We start from the raw sequence: 21,055 nt of genomic DNA, 5'->3' as shown, positions 1-21,055 counted from the left end.
AAGTTAATATATATTATAATAAATATATATTATTTTTTAATAATTCCTATAAGATTATTTAATTATATAGAGGTCGTGATCATAATGAAATTATATAAAAAGTCCCTAAATATAATATTGTTGATTTTTTTATTATCCATAATTATTACTAGTATTTTTTCAGAAACTTATATAATAAAAAAATTTAATAACATAGAAATTAAATATAATGTATCTAAAACTGAGCAATTATTAAAATTAATAAATAAAGATATTGAAAGTACCTATGATTTAAATAAAGATTATGCTATATGGGATGATACTTATAAATTTATAAATGATAAAAATAATAATTATATAGAAACTATTTTAAAAGAAAGTAGCATTTTTAAAAATTTTAATATTGATTTAATATTATTTGTAAATAAAGATAATGATATAGTATTTCAGCAATATTATAATAAAAATAAAAAATTAAGTAAAAAAAATATAAATTATCTTTCTTCCATTGCTATTTCTAATATTAAAAGTACTCATCCTCTTAAAGGCCTAACAAAACTTGATGATTCATTGCTATTAATGACCGCTGCACCTATTACAGATACTTTAAATTCTAAAACCCCTAACGGTGCCATGATATTTATTAAATTTTTAACCAAAGAAAATATTAATAAATATCATGGTAATAATACTAATTTTGAAATTATAGATTACAAAAATTTGTATAATGTTATATATAAAAAAAATGATATATCTATAGTTGAAGGTAATGATAATTTAATTGAAAGCTATGGATTAATAAAAGATATATTTAATAATAATTCCTTTATGTTAAAACTAAATATAACTAGATATATCTACTTTGCTGCGAAAGAAAATATCAAATTTTTTCTATTTGTTATATTTATTTTAGGTATTTTTATGAGTATACTTCTTATAAAAATTTTAAATGAATTAGTACTTAAAAGAATTCATACTATAGAAAAAACTTTAAATTATGTAGCTAAAACAGCAGATTTATCTGTACGTTTAGATACTACAGGAAATGATGAAATAACAAGTTTAAATAAAAACTTTAACAATATGTTTGATATGTTAGAAACATCAAAAGAAGAAATTATAGAAAACCAAAAAAAATATAACTATCTTTTTTCTAGTGTTATAACTAACTTCTCCTATAACAAAATAGTAAAAAATAAAGATTCTAATATTATAGATTTTAAAGTAGTAGAAATAAACAACTATTTTAGCGAATTATTGAATACAGATAAGGAAAATATAATTGGAGAACATATATCTTCATTTATTCCCTCTATCTTAAATGAAAATCCAATTTTAACAAAATCCATAAAAAAGATCTCTTCTGTAGGTGGTAAAGAAACTTTAGAAGAAATTTATATAGAAGAATTAAGAAAATGGTTTTCCGCAGTGGTTTATAGTATGGAGTTAGATTATTTCGCCCTACTTTTAACAGATATAACTGAAAATAAAAAAGATAAAGAGAAAATTTTAGGACTAGCTTATTATGATTCTCTTACTGGTCTTTCAAATAGAAAAAAAATTATAGAAACTATAAATAAAACTATAAAGAACTATAGGAATAAAAGATTTGCTGTTTTATTTATAGATTTAGACCACTTCAAGTCTATAAATGATACTTTAGGTCATGATGTTGGGGATTACGTTTTAGAAAAAGTTTCTGCTAGATTCAAAATGTTGATAGGTCCTAATCATAAAATTGGTAGACTTGGTGGAGATGAATTTATAATTGTACAAATTATAAATTCTATAAGTGATGCTGAAAAACTAGCCGGTAAAATATGTACCACTTTAAATCATCCAATAAAATATAAGGAAGATGATTTATTTATTGGTGCTAGCATCGGCATAAGTGTCTATCCAGAAGATGGTAAAGACACTTCTACACTAATGAAAAATGCAGATGCTGCAATGTATGCAGCAAAAAAAAATGGTGGATATAAATATGAAGTATATTCTAGAAGCATGAATGAAAGAGCCCTAGATGATTTAATTCTAGAAAATAGATTAAGGCGAGCTTTAGAAAAAAATGAATTATTAGTGTATTTTCAACCTATTTACCACTTAAAGACATCCAAAATTATAGCAGTAGAGTCTTTAGTTAGATGGAAATTTGATAATAAAATTATAAGCCCTAATCAATTTATTCCATTAGCTAAAAACATTGGTGAAATAGCTAATATAGATAATTGGGTATTAAATAAAGCTTGTTCTCAGTGTCATTTATGGGAAAGACAAAATAATAATCCCTTGTATGTATCTGCAAATATATCTTTTAAACAAATGAAGGATAAAAATTTTGTAGATAATGTTTTAAATATACTTAAAACTACTAAACTACCACCTAGCTACTTATGTCTAGAAATAACAGAGGATGAAGCTATGGAAGATGTGGATCTAAGTATTAGAACTTTAGAAGCATTAAAAAAACATGGAATAAAAATATCTCTAGATGATTTTGGTACTGGTTATTCATCCTTAAGTTATGTTACCAAATTACCTATAGATAATATTAAAATAGATAAAAGTATTATAAAAAATATTCACAAAGATAATAAAAGTTTACAAATAGTAAAATCTATAATACTTATGTCTAAAAGTTTAGATATAAATATTATTGCAGAAGGCGTTGAGACAATTGATCAGCTAGAAATTCTTCAAGAACTAGATTGCGATTTTATTCAAGGTTTTTATATCTCTGAACCATTACCTATAAAAAACTTTGAAAGTAAATTTATTAGATAATTTTACAATTGAAATTTTTTCTGGAAATTTTTAATCATTTAGACTAAAAAGCTGTTTCAAGATAGATTTAATTTTAATTTAGCAAATATAAAGAGAGTGTCTCAAAATAAGAATAGCCTTAATTTTAATATAGTAAATATAAATAATACATGTAATAAACATATGAATGAACTTTAGTAGTTCTTAATTTGACGGAATTAAAAATTTTTGTAATTCCTCACAGGACGTGAGGAGCCAGCAGCGAATCCAGAGGAGGTTGCCTCTTTTACTGGGTAAAAAATTTTTAATGAAGTCGAATTTAGAACTACTTAGTAAAATGAATTGCTTTATGAATGTATTATTTATATTTACAGTTTTAAAATTAAGGCTATTTTGAGACATACTCTTGCGGTATTAAGACTAAATCTATTTTGTTTTGAAACTATAATTTTTCATTTTTTACAACATTAATCTTGCTTTTCTTATAGACATAAATTCCTATAATTGTAGTTAGTATAACTAAAAGTACAGGAACTATAAATTTTGAAGTTAAAGGATTCATAACATTTTTCCCCATATAAGAATAACATAATGTTTCTGGTATAACTCCTAATAAAGATCCTAAAACAAAATGCTTATATTTCATTTTTGTAAGTCCTGAGGCATAACTTAAAGGATCATAGGGGAATATTGGTGGAAACCTCAAAAGAAATATAATCTTAAACCCTTCTTTTTCTATATTATTATCCAACTCTACAGCTTTTCCCCTTAAAATCTTATCCACAAAGGATTTGCCTAGAAGCCTGCTTAACCAAAAGGCCAAGCTTCCAGATAAGAAAAAGCCTAACATATTTAATATAAATCCCTTTACAGGTCCAAATAAGATTCCACCTACAAGGGACAACATAGAAGCTGGAATAATAAGAACTAAGGGTTTTAAAGCATACACTAATAAAAAACATATAGATGAAAACTTTCCACAACTTTGAATATATTTTACTGTACGTCTTATATTCATTCTTCTAATTGTATGTCCATGTTTTGCTAAAAACACAGCTACAATAATAACAATTAAACTTAAACCAATTATTTTGAATAAATCTTTTTTATTTTTCATAAGTTAACATTCTCCTCAACACATTCTACCTTTTTTCTATACAAATTAAAAATGGTGGATCATTAGCTTGGTTTATAAATGAATTTTTCATAACATTATAAACCTTTTGATCTAGTGCACTTGTAAATTTCTCCAAAACAGCTTTTTCTTCTTTTCCATTTTCATGACCATAATATATTACCAATAAAACTATACCATTATCATCTAATAGCTTTAAAGCTTTTTTTAGTGCTTTTAGAGTAGTTTCTGCTTTAGTTGTTATATTATGATCTTTTCCTGGTAAATATCCTAAATTAAAAATAAATAGTTTTACCTTTTCTTGTATATACCTGTCTAAATTCTCATGTCCATCATTTATAAGAGTTATATTTTTATAATCAATATCTTTTAATTTTTCTTTTGTTTTGTCTATAGCTTCTTTTTGAATATCAAAGGAAATTACTTTTCCTTCATTTCCCACTAAATTTGCTAATAATATAGTATCATGTCCTTTACCTAAAGTACAATCTACAGCTATATCACCAAATTCTAATGTATTTTCACATATATATTTTGCTATACTAACTGCGTTATTAAACTTTTCTTTTGACATTTTCTACCATTCCCTTTTTATAATTAACCCATCTATATTTCTATTATTTTATTATGTGTGTGTTTTTATTTTTTAAAATAGTATCTGTCCATTTTTTCACGTAATCTGCCGTAGCCCACTCTGCCATAACTACAGTTTCTTTATCTAGCTCCATTTGATAAACAGGCTTATTAGATAGTTTTCCATCCTCCATAGTATATACATATAACTCTTTTTCTGTAGTTATTATAGCTAAATCTTTATTAGGAGAAGTATAGGCATCTAAGGCATTAGGAACTTTACTTTTAATACTATTCCAAGATAAATGTAAATCGTCATAATTTAATATTTTTTTAGGTATCTCAGTATTGATATTAAAGTCTATATATTCCTCTTTATTAACTATTCCATTTAATCTACCTTTAAGTATCCAATGTCCATTTCTTCTACTAAGAAAAAAACTATCATTTCTACAGCTTTTTTCTACTTTATTTAATATATCTTTATCCTTAGATTTAATGCAACTTTCTAAAGATGATGCTAATATTTTTTCACTATCCTTCTCTATTATATCACCTATATTTACCCCTGCCATTGCATTTATATTGTCAATAGGTAACATTTTAACTTTATATAACTCAGTAGGCTGATTTTTATGAATATTATTATATTCTATAGATATGTAATCATTACTTACAAATAATATATCCCTATATATATTTCTATTTTTAATATCCTGTTCTAGTATAAAATTATTTTTTATTGGATAGTTATTATATAATGGATTTACGAATATAGTATCTTGTATATTATTTAAATTATTTATTCTATTAACTCCAATTTCACAAAATCCATTTTTCCTAGGCACAAATAAATTCTCCGTTTCTATCACATTCTTTAAATTTCTATTTCGGGAAGAAATAAAAATAGTTCTGTATTTTTTTTCATTTTTATACTCATCTACATAGTCCTCTTTTGAACTTTTTAATCCTATCAATATACCGGTCCTTAATAATGTATATCTCTTGGGCATTACTATATCCTGTGAGGAATTTTTTTCTTTTATATTATATTTAGGTTCAATATATGAATTATTAGATTTTTTTGTTAAGATTAATAATTGATTATCCACACATACTAATAATTTCTTTTCATCTATTTTTATAAAATCATAGAAAGGATTATTGTCCCAGGAAGTTGAAATAACTTCTATTTCTTTTTTATTTATATTTAATCTATTAGGCTTGAGTTTTAATTTATATAGAAAATACTCTTCTGTTTTTACGGTTTTAACCTTAAATTCAGGTAATTTACATACTTCATTTCCTAATATTATATATTGAGAATTTATAATAACATCCTTATCTTTTAGTTTTAGCCTTAATTTACTATCTTTGTCTAAATTGCTAAAATCAATTTTCCAAGTTCCTTGTATTGGACAGGAGTTGTTATTAGGAGCTACTATATTATTTTTATTATTACCTAAATTCACACAGGCAGTTATGGTTAATGAATAAATAAAAATCATAAATATTAATAGAATTTTACTTTTTCTCATATGAATTCTCCTAGTTATATATACTAAATTAATATTAATTATATTTAACTATAAAATAAATTTGTATTATAGTTTTATTACTGGTAATTTTACCGATATAGTAGTGCCTTTGTCCTCTTCGCTTTCTATATGTAATACTCCATTGTGAAGCTTTACTATTTCATCACATATGGATAACCCTATGCCATTTTTTGATTTACCACTGTTACCTTTATAAAACTTTTCTTTAACCCTCGGTAAATCTTCCTTGCTTATCCCTACCCCTGTATCTTTCACAAAAATTGTTATATATTCTTCTTCATACTTAATATTTAACTCTACTAGTCCTCCTTCTGGAGTAAATTTAAAAGCATTATCCAATAAATTTATTAAAACTTGTTTTATTCTATTTTTATCACCATATATATTAGGCAGTTTATTTATACAGGTTGCTTTAAAATTTATTCTATTTCTATAAGCATAGGGTTCTAATTGCTTTCTTACTGTATCTATTATTTCACATATATTTATTTCTTCTTTATTTAAATTCATCTTTCCTGATACGAACTTTGAAAAATCTAATAATTCTTCTACCATTCCGCTTAGTCTTTCGCTCTCATCTTCTATTATTTTTAATCCATCTTTTAAAACTTCTTTATCTACTTCATTAGAGTTTAATGTTATTGACCATCCCTTTATGGAGGTCAAAGGAGTTCTTAGTTCATGGGATACAGAAGATATAAATTCATTTTTTAGCTGATCTTTTTTTACTATCTCATCTGCCATATAATTTAATGTATCTGATAGTTCTCCAAACTCATCATCAAACATTTTTTCACTTTTAACTTTAAAATTACCAGAGGCCATCTTATTTGCTACGTAAGTTAATTCTTTTATAGGTTCTGTTATACTATTAGCTAAAAATAGACTAACTAAGCCAGATATTAAAATTACTACTAACCCAATAAGTAAAAAGCCTAAAGATATCCTTGCTATATCACTATTTACATATCTTAATGAAGTTATAAATCTTAATACTCCAACTATTTGATTGTCTGATTTTAATGGATAGGTTACTGCCATTACACCAGAAGTATCATAGTCAACTTTGCCTAACCATACTCCTTTTTCTCCTTTTAATGCCTTTTGAACATCTGAAGTCTTTATCTGGTCTTTATTTGATACTCCTATAGAATCCATTAAGACTTTACCCTTTGTATCTATTATTTGTACCTGAGCAGAGGTCTGTCTCCAAAATACATCTACATTATCTAATACATTATCTTCTAAGGGTGAATTTGAAAAATATTTGTTATAAAATTCTGCAGAAGTTTTTATTTGATTAGAAATAGCATCCTCTAAATTATTATAATAATAATGTCTTGTAAAAAGAATTAATAAAAATTCTAGTATAAAAACACTTATTATTATAATTAATATGAAATTTACCATTAACCTTCTTTTTACACTTATTTTACTCATAATAACTCCTTAAGTGTTTTGCCATCTATAACCTGTTCCCCATACAGTATTTATAAATTTAGGCTCAGATGGTGTTTCTTCTATTTTTGATCTTAATCTTCTTATATTTACATCTACAATTTTAGAATCTCCCATAAAATCATAGCCCCAAACTAAATCCAATAACTCATCTCTATTAAAAGCTTTCCCCGGATTTTCAATAAATATTTTCATAAGTAAATATTCTGTTGGGGTTATGTCTATTTCTTCTTCATCTTTATAGATTTTTTTTGAATAAAGATCTATTTTAAATGGCCCTCCAGTTATTATATTATCATCATTTTCCTTTACTGCATTAACCCTTCTTAATATAGCTTTTATTCTTAGAGTAAGTTCTAAAGGATTAAAGGGTTTTATTATATAATCATCTGCCCCATATTCTAATCCTAAAACTTTATCTGTATCTTGGCTTTTAGCGGTAAGCATTATTATTCCCATATTAGTGAACTCCTGTCTTAGAATTTTACACACTTCTAATCCATCCATCCCTGGTAACATAATATCTAATATAACTACCTCTGGTTTATGTTCTCTTGCTTTTTCTACCCCCTCTTCTCCTGTTTCTGCTTCTATTACATCAAAATTATTCATCTTCAAATTTACTTTTACAAAGCCTCTTATAGAAGGTTCATCTTCTACTATTAATATTTTATCCATATATTCCACCTCAGTTTTTAGTATCTTATTTTTATATCTTTAGTATATTGTAATTTTTGCTTTCTTTACAACTTTTAACTATAAATTTAAGATATTTTATATATATACTATTTTAAGGCTTTGAATTCGTAGCCCTGTGATATTAAATACTCTATTATATCTGGCAATGCCTCTACAGTAGTTTTTTTCGCTGCACAATCATGCATTAGCACAACTACATGATTTTTTCCTTCAATAGTACTTTTTACATTTTGTATTAATTTCTCTTTTGGTATATTATTTCCTTCTGCATCTCCATTTAAAGCATTCCAATCCATGTTATAATACCCCTTCTTTTTTATAGCCTCTTTATAAGGATTTAATCTATCTCCAAAAGATCCTCCAGGAAACCTTACTAGTTTTATATCATAGTTAGATCCTACTATAGATTTTATAACATTTTGAGTTTTATCTACTTCATTTACAAAAACATCTACGCTAGAATAAATATTTTTATAATTATGAGTATAAGTATGATTGCCTATGGAATGCCCCTCTTTAATTTGTCTCTCTATTATACTTTTATTCTCCCTTGCTAAGTTTCCCACTACAAAAAAAGTAGCCTTTATGTTGTATTTTTTTAATATATCTAATATATCATTACTTAGATAGCTTGGTCCATCATCAAAGGTTAAAAAGGCTATTTTCTTACCGTCTTTCTTAAATACTTGCTTAGCATCATATTTGTCCTTTACATATTCACTAAACACTACCTTATCATCCATTTGTTTAATTACCATTTTACTATTGTTAACCATTTCTTTTTTCATAACTTGTTTTTCATTATTTTTATCTACTATGTTTTTGGTGACGAAAAAACCTGCTATAAAAAACAAAGCACATATTGTTATTAATAAAATTTTATTTTTTTTATCCATATTAACAGCCTCCAAAAACTTTCATTTATAATAATACTAATTTAAATAGAATTTTGGGTTACAAACTTATTAAAATATATTTATAAATAATAGCTATTATAATTATATTGTAATTATTTTTAGTCTTATTTACCACATAACATTTAATATAACTAATAGTTATATTAAAATAGCTTTATCTATACAACTTGAAACAATTTTATCACCTTCCTTACATTAAATTAATACTAAATGAATTTTATTTAATATTTATTATAGATTTACTATAAATCTTTTTCATATCATCTTTAATAATATATGAAAAACTTATTTAATAATGAACATAAAAAGGCAGTTCTTAATAATTAAGAACTGCCTTTCTCTATTATGAAAATTAACTAAATAAATTTTTTATCCAGTTACCTATTCCGCCTTTTTCTTGTTCTTGAGCAGATGTTTTATCTTGTGTTGATGCTTTCTCTTCCTTCTTAGGTTCTTCTTCTTTTGGTTTCTTTATTTCATCTGTTCTCATTATGAATTTAACATTACCTTCCATGTCATCCCCTAAGCCTGTGAAAGTTCCATAATTCTTAGATAGGTTAACTATTTCATCTTTTACATCTAATATTTCTTTTACATCTGTTATCTTTGTACCCAATTTATTATCTATTTTCTTTACGCCTTCATTATTAAACTTTGTCATGTTAACACTTAACTCTTTATTTCCTTTAGCAATGTTATTTGCACCGTCACTTAGTTTTGAAGTAGCACCTTTTGCTAATGATAAGCCACCATTTAATTTTCCTGCTCCCCCAGTTAATTTACTTGCCCCTGCACTTAATTGTGATGTTGCTCCTTTTGCTGCTGATAAACCACCATTTAGCTTATTGGATCCATCTACTAATACATTGGATTTTGAATCTAAGGCAGATAATCCTACTTTTAATTTTTCACTTCCTTCATTTAATTGACCTATTGCTTCTCCTAATTTAGGAGTTGATTGTTCTACATTTTTGTTAAGCTCCTTTGCACCTTGGCTTAAGCCTGATGTTCCACTTACTAAATCATTAGTACCCTTATAAAGTTTTTGTGAACCTTCGTATAAATTCTTTTGTCCTTGTTGCACTTGACTTATGCCTGTATCTAAATTTTGTGCACCTTGTTTTGCCTCTCCAAGTTTACCTTCTAAATTTGATAATCCTCCAATAATTTGTTGACTACTTCCTTGCATTACTTCTAATGCAGCTATCTCTGCATCAATTTTTTGAAGTACTGATGCTCTTACACTTTCATCTTCTATCTGATTTGCTACCGTTCTTAGATTTCTCATATTATTTAAATTATTATTTATTCCATTAATCTCCTGCTGCTTAGCAGCTTTAATACTAGCTGCAGCTCCTGCTGCTTGTTCCATTCCACCTGCAATTTGTTGGGTTCCTGCTTTTATATTTTCTGTATTTTTAACTAACTCTCCCAATCCATCACTTATTTTTGCTGTATTCTCATTTATATTTTTTGCTCCAACTTCTAATTTTATAGAACCATCTTGAATCTGATTTGTTGCTTTTGGTAATTCCTTCATTTTCTCAGTCTCTTTACCTAATTTTGATATTCCATCATTTAATTTTACTGCACCCTTTTTAGATGTGTTTACCCCTCCTGCGTATTGTTTTATTCCTGCTGCTAAATCTCCTGTTTTTGCTTCCATTTGTTCTATAGCGCCACCAAATTTATTCATATTTCCTGATAACTGTCCAATACCACTATATAACTGTGATGCACCTGATGCTAATTGTCCTGTTTTACCAGCTAATTCACTATTACCATTTGCTAATTTAGAAGCTCCGTCTGCTAATTTAGAGGATCCATCTTCTAATTTTGATGTGGCATCTTTTATATCATTTATACCATTTTGTAGTTCATCTATTTTATCTGATTTTTCTATTTTGTCCATTTCTGGTACTTTTGTTGTAGCTGTCATCATTATAGGTGCTAATTCAAAATCTTTTGCATCCGCTGTTATTTCTATTTCATCTTTTAAATCTATATCAAGTATATTTTCATCCACATTTAAGCTTTCTTTTAATCCTGGTACAGTTACAAATGTTATAGCTTGATTATTTCCGTCGGATATTATTTCTCCTTCACTTACTTCTACATTTGTAAATTTATCTATTGGAAGATTTACTACTGAAGCTACTGCAAAAGGTGTATATATAGTTCTTTCCTTTCCATTTACAGTTACTTTATGAGCATCTGTGTTTTTAATTTTTATATTGATAGTTACTTTTCCTGATTTTCCTGCTAATTCTTGTGGTTTTATTTCTTTTCCATCTAATTTATAAACTATGTCTGTTTCTATAGGTAGTTTTTTATCTGTTTTTCCTTGATAGAATATGTCCTTTTTATCTGATTTCCAAGTTACTTTATCTCCTGAAATTTCAGGTTTTTCATTTCCTTTTATATTTTTTATTCCTGTTAGTTCTGATTTATCTTTTATACTTATTCCTGCGTTTTCTGAATGTAACCAATCACTAACTATCTTCTCTTTTATTACTCCGTTTTGATTTAATGTAACATAGACTGATTCATCCTTTTTAATAGTATCTGCAGCATATACTGCATTTGAACTAAGCATTGAACCTATTATTACTAAACTTGCAACTTTCTTAGACATACATTTATAATTCATCCTAACCATCTCCTCAAATTTTATTTATCTTCTAAGCTGACATTTTATTTGCTTCTTTTGCTGTATTACTTTTTCTCCATCCCTTTGTTGTCTTAGCTATTATAGGCTCTGCTACTATCAATATCGATGGTAATATAAATACTGTTACAAACATACTTATGATAGCTCCACGAGCCATTAATATACATAAGCTATCAATTAACTCCATTTTAGAAACAATAGCAACCCCTGCAGTTGCACTAAAGAATGTTAAAGAGCTTGTTATTATAGATTTTGCTGAACCTTGTATAGATATTTTCATAGCCTCAAATTTATCATGACCATATCCCAATTCTTCTTTAAACCTATTTGTCATTAATATAGCATAGTCTACAGTAGCCCCCAACTGTATAGTACCTATTACTATAGAAGCTACAAATGGTATCTCCGTTCCTGTGTAAAATGGTATACCCATATTTATAAATATAGCTAATTGAATAGCTGATACTAATATCACTGGAATTGATACTGATTTAAACACAAAGAATATTATTGCAAATATAGCTAATATAGAAACATAACTTACATTTTTAAAATCTTTATCTGCAATTTCTATTAAGTCTTTTGTTAAAGGTCCTTCCCCTGCTATCATTGCTTCTTTATCATAATTTTTTACTATTTTATTTATCTCTGTTATTTGTGCGTTTTCTTCATCTCTAGCTGCTTTATATTCTGAATTCGCTATTATTAAATTGTAACCACCTTTCTTAAAGGTATCTTTTACTTCCTGTGGTAAGAAACTTTCTGGTACAGCTGAACCTATTATTTTATCATAGGATAGTACTTTACCTATACCATCTACCTTTTCTATTTTTTCTACCATTTCTTTTATTTCATAAGGTTTTACTTTATCTCTTACTATTATAAAATGAGTTGTTGTCATATTATAATTATCTTTTAGTTTATTTAAGGCTACAATAGATTGCATATCTTTAGGTAAAGTTTCATCTAAATTATAATAAACCTTAGCATTTTTTTCTCCATACACTGCAGGCAGGAATGCTATTAAAAATATAATTATAAACAATTTGTATTTTTTAGTTACTAATCCTGCAGTCTTATTAAACTCTGGCAATATAGTTTTATGAGTATATTTATGAATGGCTTTATCAAAGTATAATATAAAAGCTGGAAGTATTGTTACTGTAGATATAACCCCTAAAACTACTCCCTTTGCCATTACAAGTCCTATGTCTTTTCCTAAAGTTAAGTTCATTGCACATAATGCTAAGAACCCTGCTATGGTTGTAAGAGAACTACCCCCTATAGCTGTAATAGTATTGCTCACTGCCTCTGCCATAGCTTCATTTCTATTTTCAAATTTTTCTTTTTCTTCTTCATACCTATGAAGTAAAAATATTGAGTAATCCATGGTAACCCCTAATTGGAGCACTGCTGCTAAGGCTTTAGTTATATAGGATATTTCTCCTAATAACACATTAGTTCCCATATTGTAAGCTACTGCAAAACCTATGGATATAAGGAATATAAATGGTACCAATGTGGATTCCATAGTAAGCATTAAAACTACTACTGATAAAGCTACTGCTGTCAATACATAAAAAGGTGTTTCTTTGTCTGATAAATCTTTAGTATCTTTTATTATTGCTGACATTCCGCTCAAAAAGCATTGCTTATTTAAATGTGTTCTTACGTTTGCTATAGCTTCTTGTGTTGTTTCTGATGCCGGTGATTCCTTAAACTTTATGATCATTAGTGTAGAATCCTTATTATAGAAAGAATCTTTTATTTTATCTGGCAATATTTCTTTTGGTATAGATGTGTCCATTAAATCATCTACCCAAAGTACTTTTTCTACACCATCAACTTTAGCTATTTTATCTTTAATCTTCACTATGTCTTTGGCTTCCATATTATCAATTACCACCATAGAAGTAGCAGCACTAGAAAAAGTTTTATCTAATACCTTTTGCCCCTTTACCGTATCTAATTGCTCTGGAAGATAAGATAGTATATCATAGTTTATCTTTGTCTTTGCCATTCCATAAAAAGATGGTATTAACAAAGCTATTGCTACTATAAGAACTAGCACCCTCTTTTCTGTAATAAATTTCCCAAATTTTTTCACTGGAATCATCTCCCTATATAAATTTAAAATTTATGATTTCTGTATACTTTGCTCTCATTTCATTTATAATTATCAGAGCATAATGACTTTAAGTCATTTATCACAATACCAATTATATACTAAAATGACTTAAAGTCAATACTATTTTTTGTTATTTATATTAAAAATTTTTTAAGTTTTTTTTAACAGAATATAGCCTATTTATTTACTTTTACAATTTAAAATATAAAAATATATATAAAAAAGATGTCTCAAAATTAAATCTATTTGAGACATCTCATTTTTTATATTTGAATATATAATTTTAAGACTTTTTATCTAATCACTATATTTAATACTTCAACTGAAATTAAGAATTTCGTTTATTATAAATATAAAGTATTATATTAGCACTGATTATGCCGATTAAAGCTCCTACTAATACATCTGATGGATAATGAACATATAAATATAATCTTGAAAAAGCTATAGAAAAAGCTAATATATATATGGGTAATTTAAATTTTTTTATTTTTTTTCCTATAACTATAGCTACGGCAAAGGATGATACTGTATGTCCTGATGGGAAAGAAAAACTTTTAGGTGCTTTAACCAATAGATTTATTCCTTCTATGGCCGTAAAAGGTCGTCCCCTTTGTACTAAATTTTTAAGTACCACCTCACCTATTAATGAACTTAGTACTAATGAAGCTATACATAGCATTCCTACTTTTCTATATTTCTTGCTTATTAACAATAATAAAGATATTGCTATCCAAATTAATCCCAAATTCCCTATAGATGTTATAAATATCATTATTTTATCTAAAAAATCATTTGCTATATTCCTATGAATAAAGTCTAATAAGTATATGTCCACATTTTGTATAAAATTCATCTCTTATCCTCCGTTAATTTTTTATTTCAATCCAACTTATCATAATTATATTTTAAAATACTATTGTAACATATTTTTTATTATAGAATATTATAAATTGAGCAATTTTAAAAGGAGTTCTTTATGTACCCATTCTTTGGTAATCCAAATTATTCTAATACTTATGATGCAAATGAAAATTTTGTATGTCCATATTTTTTAAGTTCTTATAATAATTCTGAGAACAACTGTGAAAACTTTAGAGGAGAATATTGTAACTTTGAAAATTCAGAAGAAAACATGAAAAATAGAAATATAGAAGGAACTGAGTATGAAGGTCTTCTTAGAGCTTGGGGCCCTTGGAATAATCTAGGTGGTAATATTACTTCTGGTTTAGGGGCTTCTTCTTGGGCTGCTAATAGAATAGACTTATTTGCTAGAGGAAGAAATGGAGAATTAATTCATAATTGGTTCGATAATGGTAGATGGAATTATTGGGAAAATCTTGGAGGAATTTTAACCTCTTCTCCTAAAGCTGTATCTTGGGGTTTTAACAGAATTGATGTAGTATGTCGTGGTACTGATAATGCTATGTATCATAAATGGTGGAATGGCTCTAGTTGGAGTGGCTTTGAAAATCTCGGTGGAAATCTTACATCAGCTCCTACTATTTGTTCCTGGGCTTCTAACAGATTAGATTGCTTTGTTAGAGGTACCGATAACCAACTACACCATAAATGGTGGGATGGCTCTAGTTGGAGTCAGTGGCAAGCTCTAGGGGGAAATCTTACTTCAGGTCCAGGTGCAGTTTCTTGGGGACCTAATAGAATTGACGTATTCGCCCGTAGTAGGAACAACACCCTAATTCATAAATGGTGGAACGGAACTAGCTGGAGTCAGTGGGAAGACTTAGGTGGATTCTTAACTTCTGCCCCTTGTGCTTCCTCTAGAGGACAAAATAGGATTGATGTTTTTGCTCGTGGAAGAAATAATAGACTTATATATAAATACTGGGATGGATCTCGTTGGAGTGATTGGAGTGATCTCAATGGTAATTTAACATCTGAGCCAGTTTCTGTTTCTAAAGATTCATCTACCATAAATATATTTGCAAAAGGTCCTAGAGAAAATGTTATAGAGAGAATATACTCTTAAATTATATTTGATTTAATATCTACACCAAAAATACACCCCATAAACTAATTTATTTTTATTAAAAAGTTCTAAAATTGACTGAATTAAAAATTTTTTACCCATTTGATTCATCTTTCTTAAGTTCACACCTAATTTCTTATCCCCTATGAGAAATTAGGTGAATTTTTAATTAGGTTAAGTTTAGAACTACTAAAGCTTATTCATATGTTTATAAAGCTTATTTATTATCTTGCTATATCAAAATTAATTATATTTTTTCTACTGTTTATTATTATTTAATACATATATTATGTTAAAGAGGTAAAAATAACATATATCATAGCAATAAAATTCTTATTATTATAAAAGTAGGTGAACATTATTATGGTTATATATCATGATGTGGGAGGTTCTCACTCTAGCTGTGTAGCAGCTAATATACATGTTAAAAATTTACCATCAAATACGACTCCTACCAAAGAGGATTTACTAAAACTACCCACCTTTGATAAGATTACAAAAAAAGATGTAGGTCATCTTAAATTTATAGGAGTAGATGAATTTGGTCATAAAGTATATACTATAAGTGTACAATATAAACCTAATATAGTAATACCAGCTCTTAGAGACATGTATACACAAATCAAAGGATTTGACGATGATTTAATATTGGTTAGTTCTCAACCTTTTGTAAATACATGGATGAAAATTGGTGGTTTTACATCTAGAAAATTAGGTATCGTGCCTATAGGAAGACCTATTGTAACTTATGGTACATTAAAATCCTATAAGGAAATCGTTAATTTAGTTGAAAAAGTAAAAAAGAAAATACAAATTGGTGTCCCAATGTAAAACTTTGAGACACCAATTTGTATTTTAATAATGCTTTTTATATGAAATTAATTTTTACTTTCTCTTTTATGTTTTAACTTAATCCAAATAATCTACCTACTTGATATACCTAATTTATCAGATATCTTATGTAAATCTATTTCTATATCTTTTACTTTTCTTCATCTATCATATTTATAGCTAAAAATATATTTTAATATTAATCGTAAACTTGTTCTTTTTCTAATACTTCTAAAATCATATTAGTCCTGCTTATATCATAAGTGGTAAATTGTTTTTTAGCCTTTTGTATATCGTTATAAACTTTCCAATAACCACAATATATACATTCTCTCTTAGGATCTTGTATAAAAGATTTTACTTCCTCTAAAGGTATACCTAAAAAAATACCTATTTCATGAGGACAAGTATCTTTAAACCTACTTTTTAATTTTAATAAAAATGACTCTTCATTAGAAAAATCTCTATATCCTATCTCTTTTAAAAATTCTAAGTTGTATTTATTGTATAGTACCTTATTTAAGGCTTCTTTATGATAAAACAAAATAGTTGTGCATTTATCTGTTTTTTTCAATTCTATATAATTAATTTTGTAAATTTCTAAAAATTCTTTTTTATATTTACTCCATAATAAATCTAAATTTTTACCGCTTGTGCTTAAAGTAACAATAGTGGATGGTTTTACTCCATCTAAGGTTGGAGCAATTAAATACAAAAGCAAGGAATATAAATATTTTTTATTTTCCATGGCATTTATAACATTCATATACTTTGTCACTAAATTTCTACTCATATTTAACTCCTTTTAGTGTATTACTTCCTTTCACGTTAATTTAATAACACCCTTAACATTAATTTTCCCCTATGGTATCCTTTAATGTTTTCTCAATGCTAGTCCAAGCTCTTCTAGAATAAACTATCCTAGTGTTTTGAGATTTACTTTGTTCTTTTATAGATTCTACCACAGTATGCCCAACATAATCTGTTAATACTAAAACTAAATCTGTATTGGTAGGTACCTGTATTTTTCTATGTCTAGTCCTTCTACCTGTAACATGACTTATTTTATTAAATCCCATTTCTTTTAAGTTTTCTTTTATGGTTTGAATCTTATCTCCTCCCACAACGAAAACACTCATGAATAACACCCCTAAACTATCTATTTTTAATTTATATTATATCTTTCACCCCGAAACTGAGAATCAATTTCATTTAGATTATATAACAAATGAGACATAAAATCAATAGTATTTGAGAAATAATTTGATATTTATTAATACAAAATAAAATAAATTATGTTCATTAAAAAAAAGTAATACTGTGTCAAAATAAAATTAACTCTATTTTGACACAGCATTACTTTTTTTTGTATCGATGTTTGGTTTATGGGTAAAAACTAAAATTTTAGCTTTGTGTAATTATAATAATATTCCATACTATATATTTTAAACAAACTTATTTCTTGTTACTAAAAACATTAGTATACATTTCTTTTATTTCACTTATTAATGGATATCTTGGATTAGCTCCTGTACATTGATCATCAAAGGCTTGTTCGGACATTTCATCTAAAGTTTTGAAGAATTTATCCTTTGATACTCCCGCCCCTTCTATAGAAGTTGGAATATTTACTTCTGCCTTTAGTTTATCTATGGCTTTTATTAATAACTCTACTTTTTCATCCTCAGTTTTTCCACCTAATGATAAATAATCTGCTATCTTTGCATATTTAGCCTTAGCATTTGGATATTTATATTGTGGGAAAGCAGTTTGCTTTCTTGGCATATCCTCAGAATTAAATTTAATTGTTTCATTTATTAATAAAGCATTAGCTATACCATGTGGTACATGATGCATAGAACCTAATTTATGAGCCATAGAGTGACATACTCCTAAAAATGCATTTGCAAAGGCCATACCTGCAATAGTTGATGCATGGGCCATTTTTTCTCTTGCTTCTATATCTTTAGCTCCTTCTTTATAAGCTTTTGGTAGATATTCAAAAATAGTTTCTATAGCTTCTAAACATAATCCATCTGTGTACTCTGACGCCATAACTGATACATAAGCTTCTACTGCATGAGTTAATGCATCAATTCCTGATGCCGCTGTTAATCCCTTTGGCATATTAAGCATTAAATCTGCATCTACTATAGCCATATCTGGAGTTAATTCATAATCTGCTAGTGGATATTTTACCCCTGTTTTTTCATCAGTTATAACCGCAAAAGGAGTTACTTCTGAACCAGTACCTGCTGAAGTAGCTACTGATATCATCATTGCTTTATCTCCCATATGTGGGAACTCATATACCCTTTTTCTTATATCCATAAATCTCATAGCTAAATCTTCAAATTCTACTTCTGGATGTTCATACATTACCCACATTATTTTAGCTGCATCCATAGCAGAGCCTCCGCCTATAGCTATTATTGTATCAGGGTTAAAATCTACCATTTCCTTTGCACCCTTTTTTGCTGTTTCTAAAGTTGGGTCTGGTGCTACATCAAAGAACACTTTATAATTTATTCCTATTTCGTCCAATACATCTGTTACTTTTTTAGCAACCCCTAATTCGTATAATACTTTATCTGTAACTATGAATGCTTTTTTCTTATTCATTCTTTTTAATTCTTTTAAAGCTATTGGAAGACATCCATATTTAAAGTAAACTTTTTCTGGCACTCTAAACCAAAGCATATTCTCTCTCCTCTCAGCTACATTTTTGATATTTAATAAGTGTTTTGGTCCTACATTCTCTGATACTGAGTTTCCACCCCAGGATCCGCAACCAAGAGTTAGAGATGGTGCTAACTTAAAGTTATATATATCACCTATACCACCTTGAGCTGATGGCATATTTATAATTGTTCTTCCTGTCTTCATATTATTTGAGAATTTTTCTACTTCTTCTTTGCATTTTATTGTGTTTATATATAATGAAGATGTATGTCCAAATCCTCCTAGTTCTACTAATCTTTCTGCCTTAGTTAGAGCTTCTTCATAGGTTTTAACTTTATACATTGCTAAAATTGGTGATAATTTTTCATGGGAGAAAGGTTCTTCTAGTTCTACAGATTGAACTTCTCCAACTAAAATCTTAGCCCAAGCTGGAACTTGTATTCCTGCCATTTCACCTATCTTTTGTGGTGTTTGACCAACAATTTTAGCATTTACATTTCCATTAACTAAAATTATTTTTTTAACCTTTTCTGTTTCTTCTTTATTTAAAATATAAGCTCCTCTAATTATAAATTCTTTTTTTACTTCTTCATATATGCTATTCATTACAATTACTGATTGCTCTGAGGCACAAATCATACCATTATCAAAGGTTTTAGAAAGTATTACTGAGCTTACAGCCATTTTAATATCTGCTGTTTCGTGTATTATCGCTGGTACATTTCCAGGTCCTACTCCTATAGCTGGTTTTCCTGAAGAATAAGCTGCTTTAACCATACCTGGACCACCTGTTGCAAGTACTAGATTTGTATTACTCATTACCGCATTAGATAATTCTAGTGTAGGTTCTTCTATCCAACCTATTATTTCTTTTGGTGCCCCTGCTTTTATCGCTGCATCTAAAACAATCTTAGCTGCCATTATTGTAGACTTTTTAGCTCTTGGATGAGGTGAGAAAATTATACCATTTCTAGTTTTTAGAGCTATTAAAGCTTTAAAAATAGCTGTTGAAGTTGGATTAGTTGTTGGAACTATGGCCGCAATAACACCTATTGGTTCCGCAATTTTTGTTAATCCAAAGGCTTCATCTCTTTCTATTACACCACAGGTTTTTTCATCTTTGTATTTATTGTAAATATATTCAGATGCAAAATGATTTTTTATAACTTTATCCTCTACAATACCCATACCTGTTTCTTCTACCGCCATTTTTGCAAGTTTAATTCTTTCTTTGTTAGCGGCTATGGCTGCTGCTTTAAAAATTTTATCCACCTCATCTTGAGAATATGTGGAATAAACTTTTTGTGCCTCTTTAATTTTTTCAATTTTTCTTATTAGTTCCTCAGTAGTTGTAATTTTCATAATAACACCTCTTTTAATGATAGTTTATTTTTTCACAAAGTTATCTAAAATATAAAAGTATTAATAATTAGTAATACTTAGAGTTTCTTAATTGTTATTTATTTAACAATTTCATAATAATACTTTATTAAATCAAAGTCAATAGTATTTGTTAAACTTTTATCATATTTTATTTTGTTAACCTTTTCTTTTTTTGATTTTATTTTTATTACATAGTACATTTATAAAATTATTAATTTGATATAGATAATTTGTTTATAAATTACTACCACTTATAGAATATGGGAGAATTTTGCACATTAATGTTA

Annotated in this window: 15 protein-coding genes; 3 read left to right on the top strand and 12 right to left on the bottom strand. The window is 27.4% G+C overall.

The features are described from left to right. The first annotated feature begins 84 nt into the window (after positions 1–84). Positions 85–2,763, top strand: a complete 2,679-nt coding sequence (locus ACYUDJ_RS04910) for an EAL domain-containing protein (protein WP_043031108.1) — start codon at positions 85–87, stop codon at positions 2,761–2,763. A gap of 421 nt (positions 2,764–3,184) precedes the next feature. On the opposite strand, the gene ACYUDJ_RS04905 is transcribed toward ACYUDJ_RS04910, so the two are convergent. The 9 genes from ACYUDJ_RS04905 to ACYUDJ_RS04865 form a co-directional block, all read right to left on the bottom strand. Continuing rightward, positions 3,185–3,859, bottom strand: coding sequence for a TVP38/TMEM64 family protein (locus tag ACYUDJ_RS04905; RefSeq protein ID WP_003487482.1), 675 nt, complete (start codon positions 3,857–3,859; stop codon positions 3,185–3,187). A gap of 25 nt (positions 3,860–3,884) precedes the next feature. Beyond that, positions 3,885–4,451, bottom strand: a complete 567-nt coding sequence (gene mnmM, locus ACYUDJ_RS04900; protein ID WP_043031106.1) for a tRNA 5-(aminomethyl)-2-thiouridylate-methyltransferase MnmM — start codon at positions 4,449–4,451, stop codon at positions 3,885–3,887. A 43-nt stretch (positions 4,452–4,494) separates the two neighbouring features. Continuing rightward, positions 4,495–5,988 (bottom strand): hypothetical protein, encoded by a 1,494-nt coding sequence (locus ACYUDJ_RS04895; RefSeq protein WP_003487486.1) that lies wholly within the window; start codon positions 5,986–5,988, stop codon positions 4,495–4,497. Between the two features lie 66 nt (positions 5,989–6,054). Then, positions 6,055–7,449: a HAMP domain-containing sensor histidine kinase gene (locus ACYUDJ_RS04890; protein WP_043031104.1), complete on the bottom strand. Its 1,395-nt coding sequence runs from the start codon at positions 7,447–7,449 to the stop codon at positions 6,055–6,057. 9 nt (positions 7,450–7,458) lie between these two features. Beyond that, entirely contained in the window at positions 7,459–8,145 is a 687-nt protein-coding gene (locus tag ACYUDJ_RS04885; RefSeq protein WP_003487489.1) for a response regulator transcription factor, read from the bottom strand. Positions 8,146–8,252: 107 nt separating this feature from the next. Further along, complete coding sequence (locus tag ACYUDJ_RS04880) at positions 8,253–9,062, bottom strand: polysaccharide deacetylase family protein (protein WP_003487492.1); 810 nt, start codon at positions 9,060–9,062, stop codon at positions 8,253–8,255. Between the two features lie 373 nt (positions 9,063–9,435). Beyond that, complete coding sequence (locus tag ACYUDJ_RS04875) at positions 9,436–11,733, bottom strand: YhgE/Pip domain-containing protein (RefSeq protein ID WP_139814339.1); 2,298 nt, start codon at positions 11,731–11,733, stop codon at positions 9,436–9,438. 31 nt (positions 11,734–11,764) lie between these two features. Continuing rightward, the gene (locus ACYUDJ_RS04870; protein WP_187116468.1) at positions 11,765–13,861 is read right to left on the bottom strand and encodes an efflux RND transporter permease subunit; all 2,097 of its coding nucleotides are present in this window, start codon (positions 13,859–13,861) and stop codon (positions 11,765–11,767) included. Positions 13,862–14,210: 349 nt separating this feature from the next. Next, a complete protein-coding gene (locus ACYUDJ_RS04865; protein ID WP_043031102.1) occupies positions 14,211–14,738 on the bottom strand; it encodes a phosphatase PAP2 family protein in 528 nt (175 codons plus the stop codon). A 123-nt stretch (positions 14,739–14,861) separates the two neighbouring features. Between ACYUDJ_RS04865 and ACYUDJ_RS04860 the strand changes: the two genes are divergently transcribed. Then, positions 14,862–15,872 (top strand): PLL family lectin, encoded by a 1,011-nt coding sequence (locus ACYUDJ_RS04860; protein WP_043031100.1) that lies wholly within the window; start codon positions 14,862–14,864, stop codon positions 15,870–15,872. Between the two features lie 351 nt (positions 15,873–16,223). Then, positions 16,224–16,703 (top strand): DUF3189 family protein, encoded by a 480-nt coding sequence (locus tag ACYUDJ_RS04855; protein ID WP_162266812.1) that lies wholly within the window; start codon positions 16,224–16,226, stop codon positions 16,701–16,703. A 199-nt stretch (positions 16,704–16,902) separates the two neighbouring features. On the opposite strand, the gene ACYUDJ_RS04850 is transcribed toward ACYUDJ_RS04855, so the two are convergent. The 3 genes from ACYUDJ_RS04850 to adhE form a co-directional block, all read right to left on the bottom strand. After that, positions 16,903–17,496: a DUF3793 family protein gene (locus ACYUDJ_RS04850; protein ID WP_003487504.1), complete on the bottom strand. Its 594-nt coding sequence runs from the start codon at positions 17,494–17,496 to the stop codon at positions 16,903–16,905. A gap of 58 nt (positions 17,497–17,554) precedes the next feature. Continuing rightward, positions 17,555–17,842 carry a DUF2325 domain-containing protein gene (locus tag ACYUDJ_RS04845; protein ID WP_003487510.1) on the bottom strand — a complete coding sequence of 96 codons (288 nt, stop codon included), beginning with the start codon at positions 17,840–17,842 and terminating at the stop codon, positions 17,555–17,557. 316 nt (positions 17,843–18,158) lie between these two features. Next, on the bottom strand, positions 18,159–20,747 hold the full coding sequence (adhE, locus tag ACYUDJ_RS04840; RefSeq protein WP_043031098.1) for a bifunctional acetaldehyde-CoA/alcohol dehydrogenase: 2,589 nt from the start codon (positions 20,745–20,747) through the stop codon (positions 18,159–18,161). Positions 20,748–21,055 lie beyond the last annotated feature (308 nt).

It is taken from the genome of Clostridium sp. CTA-6, from assembly GCF_054768115.1.
This window is presented reverse-complemented; position numbering and strand designations above follow the sequence as displayed.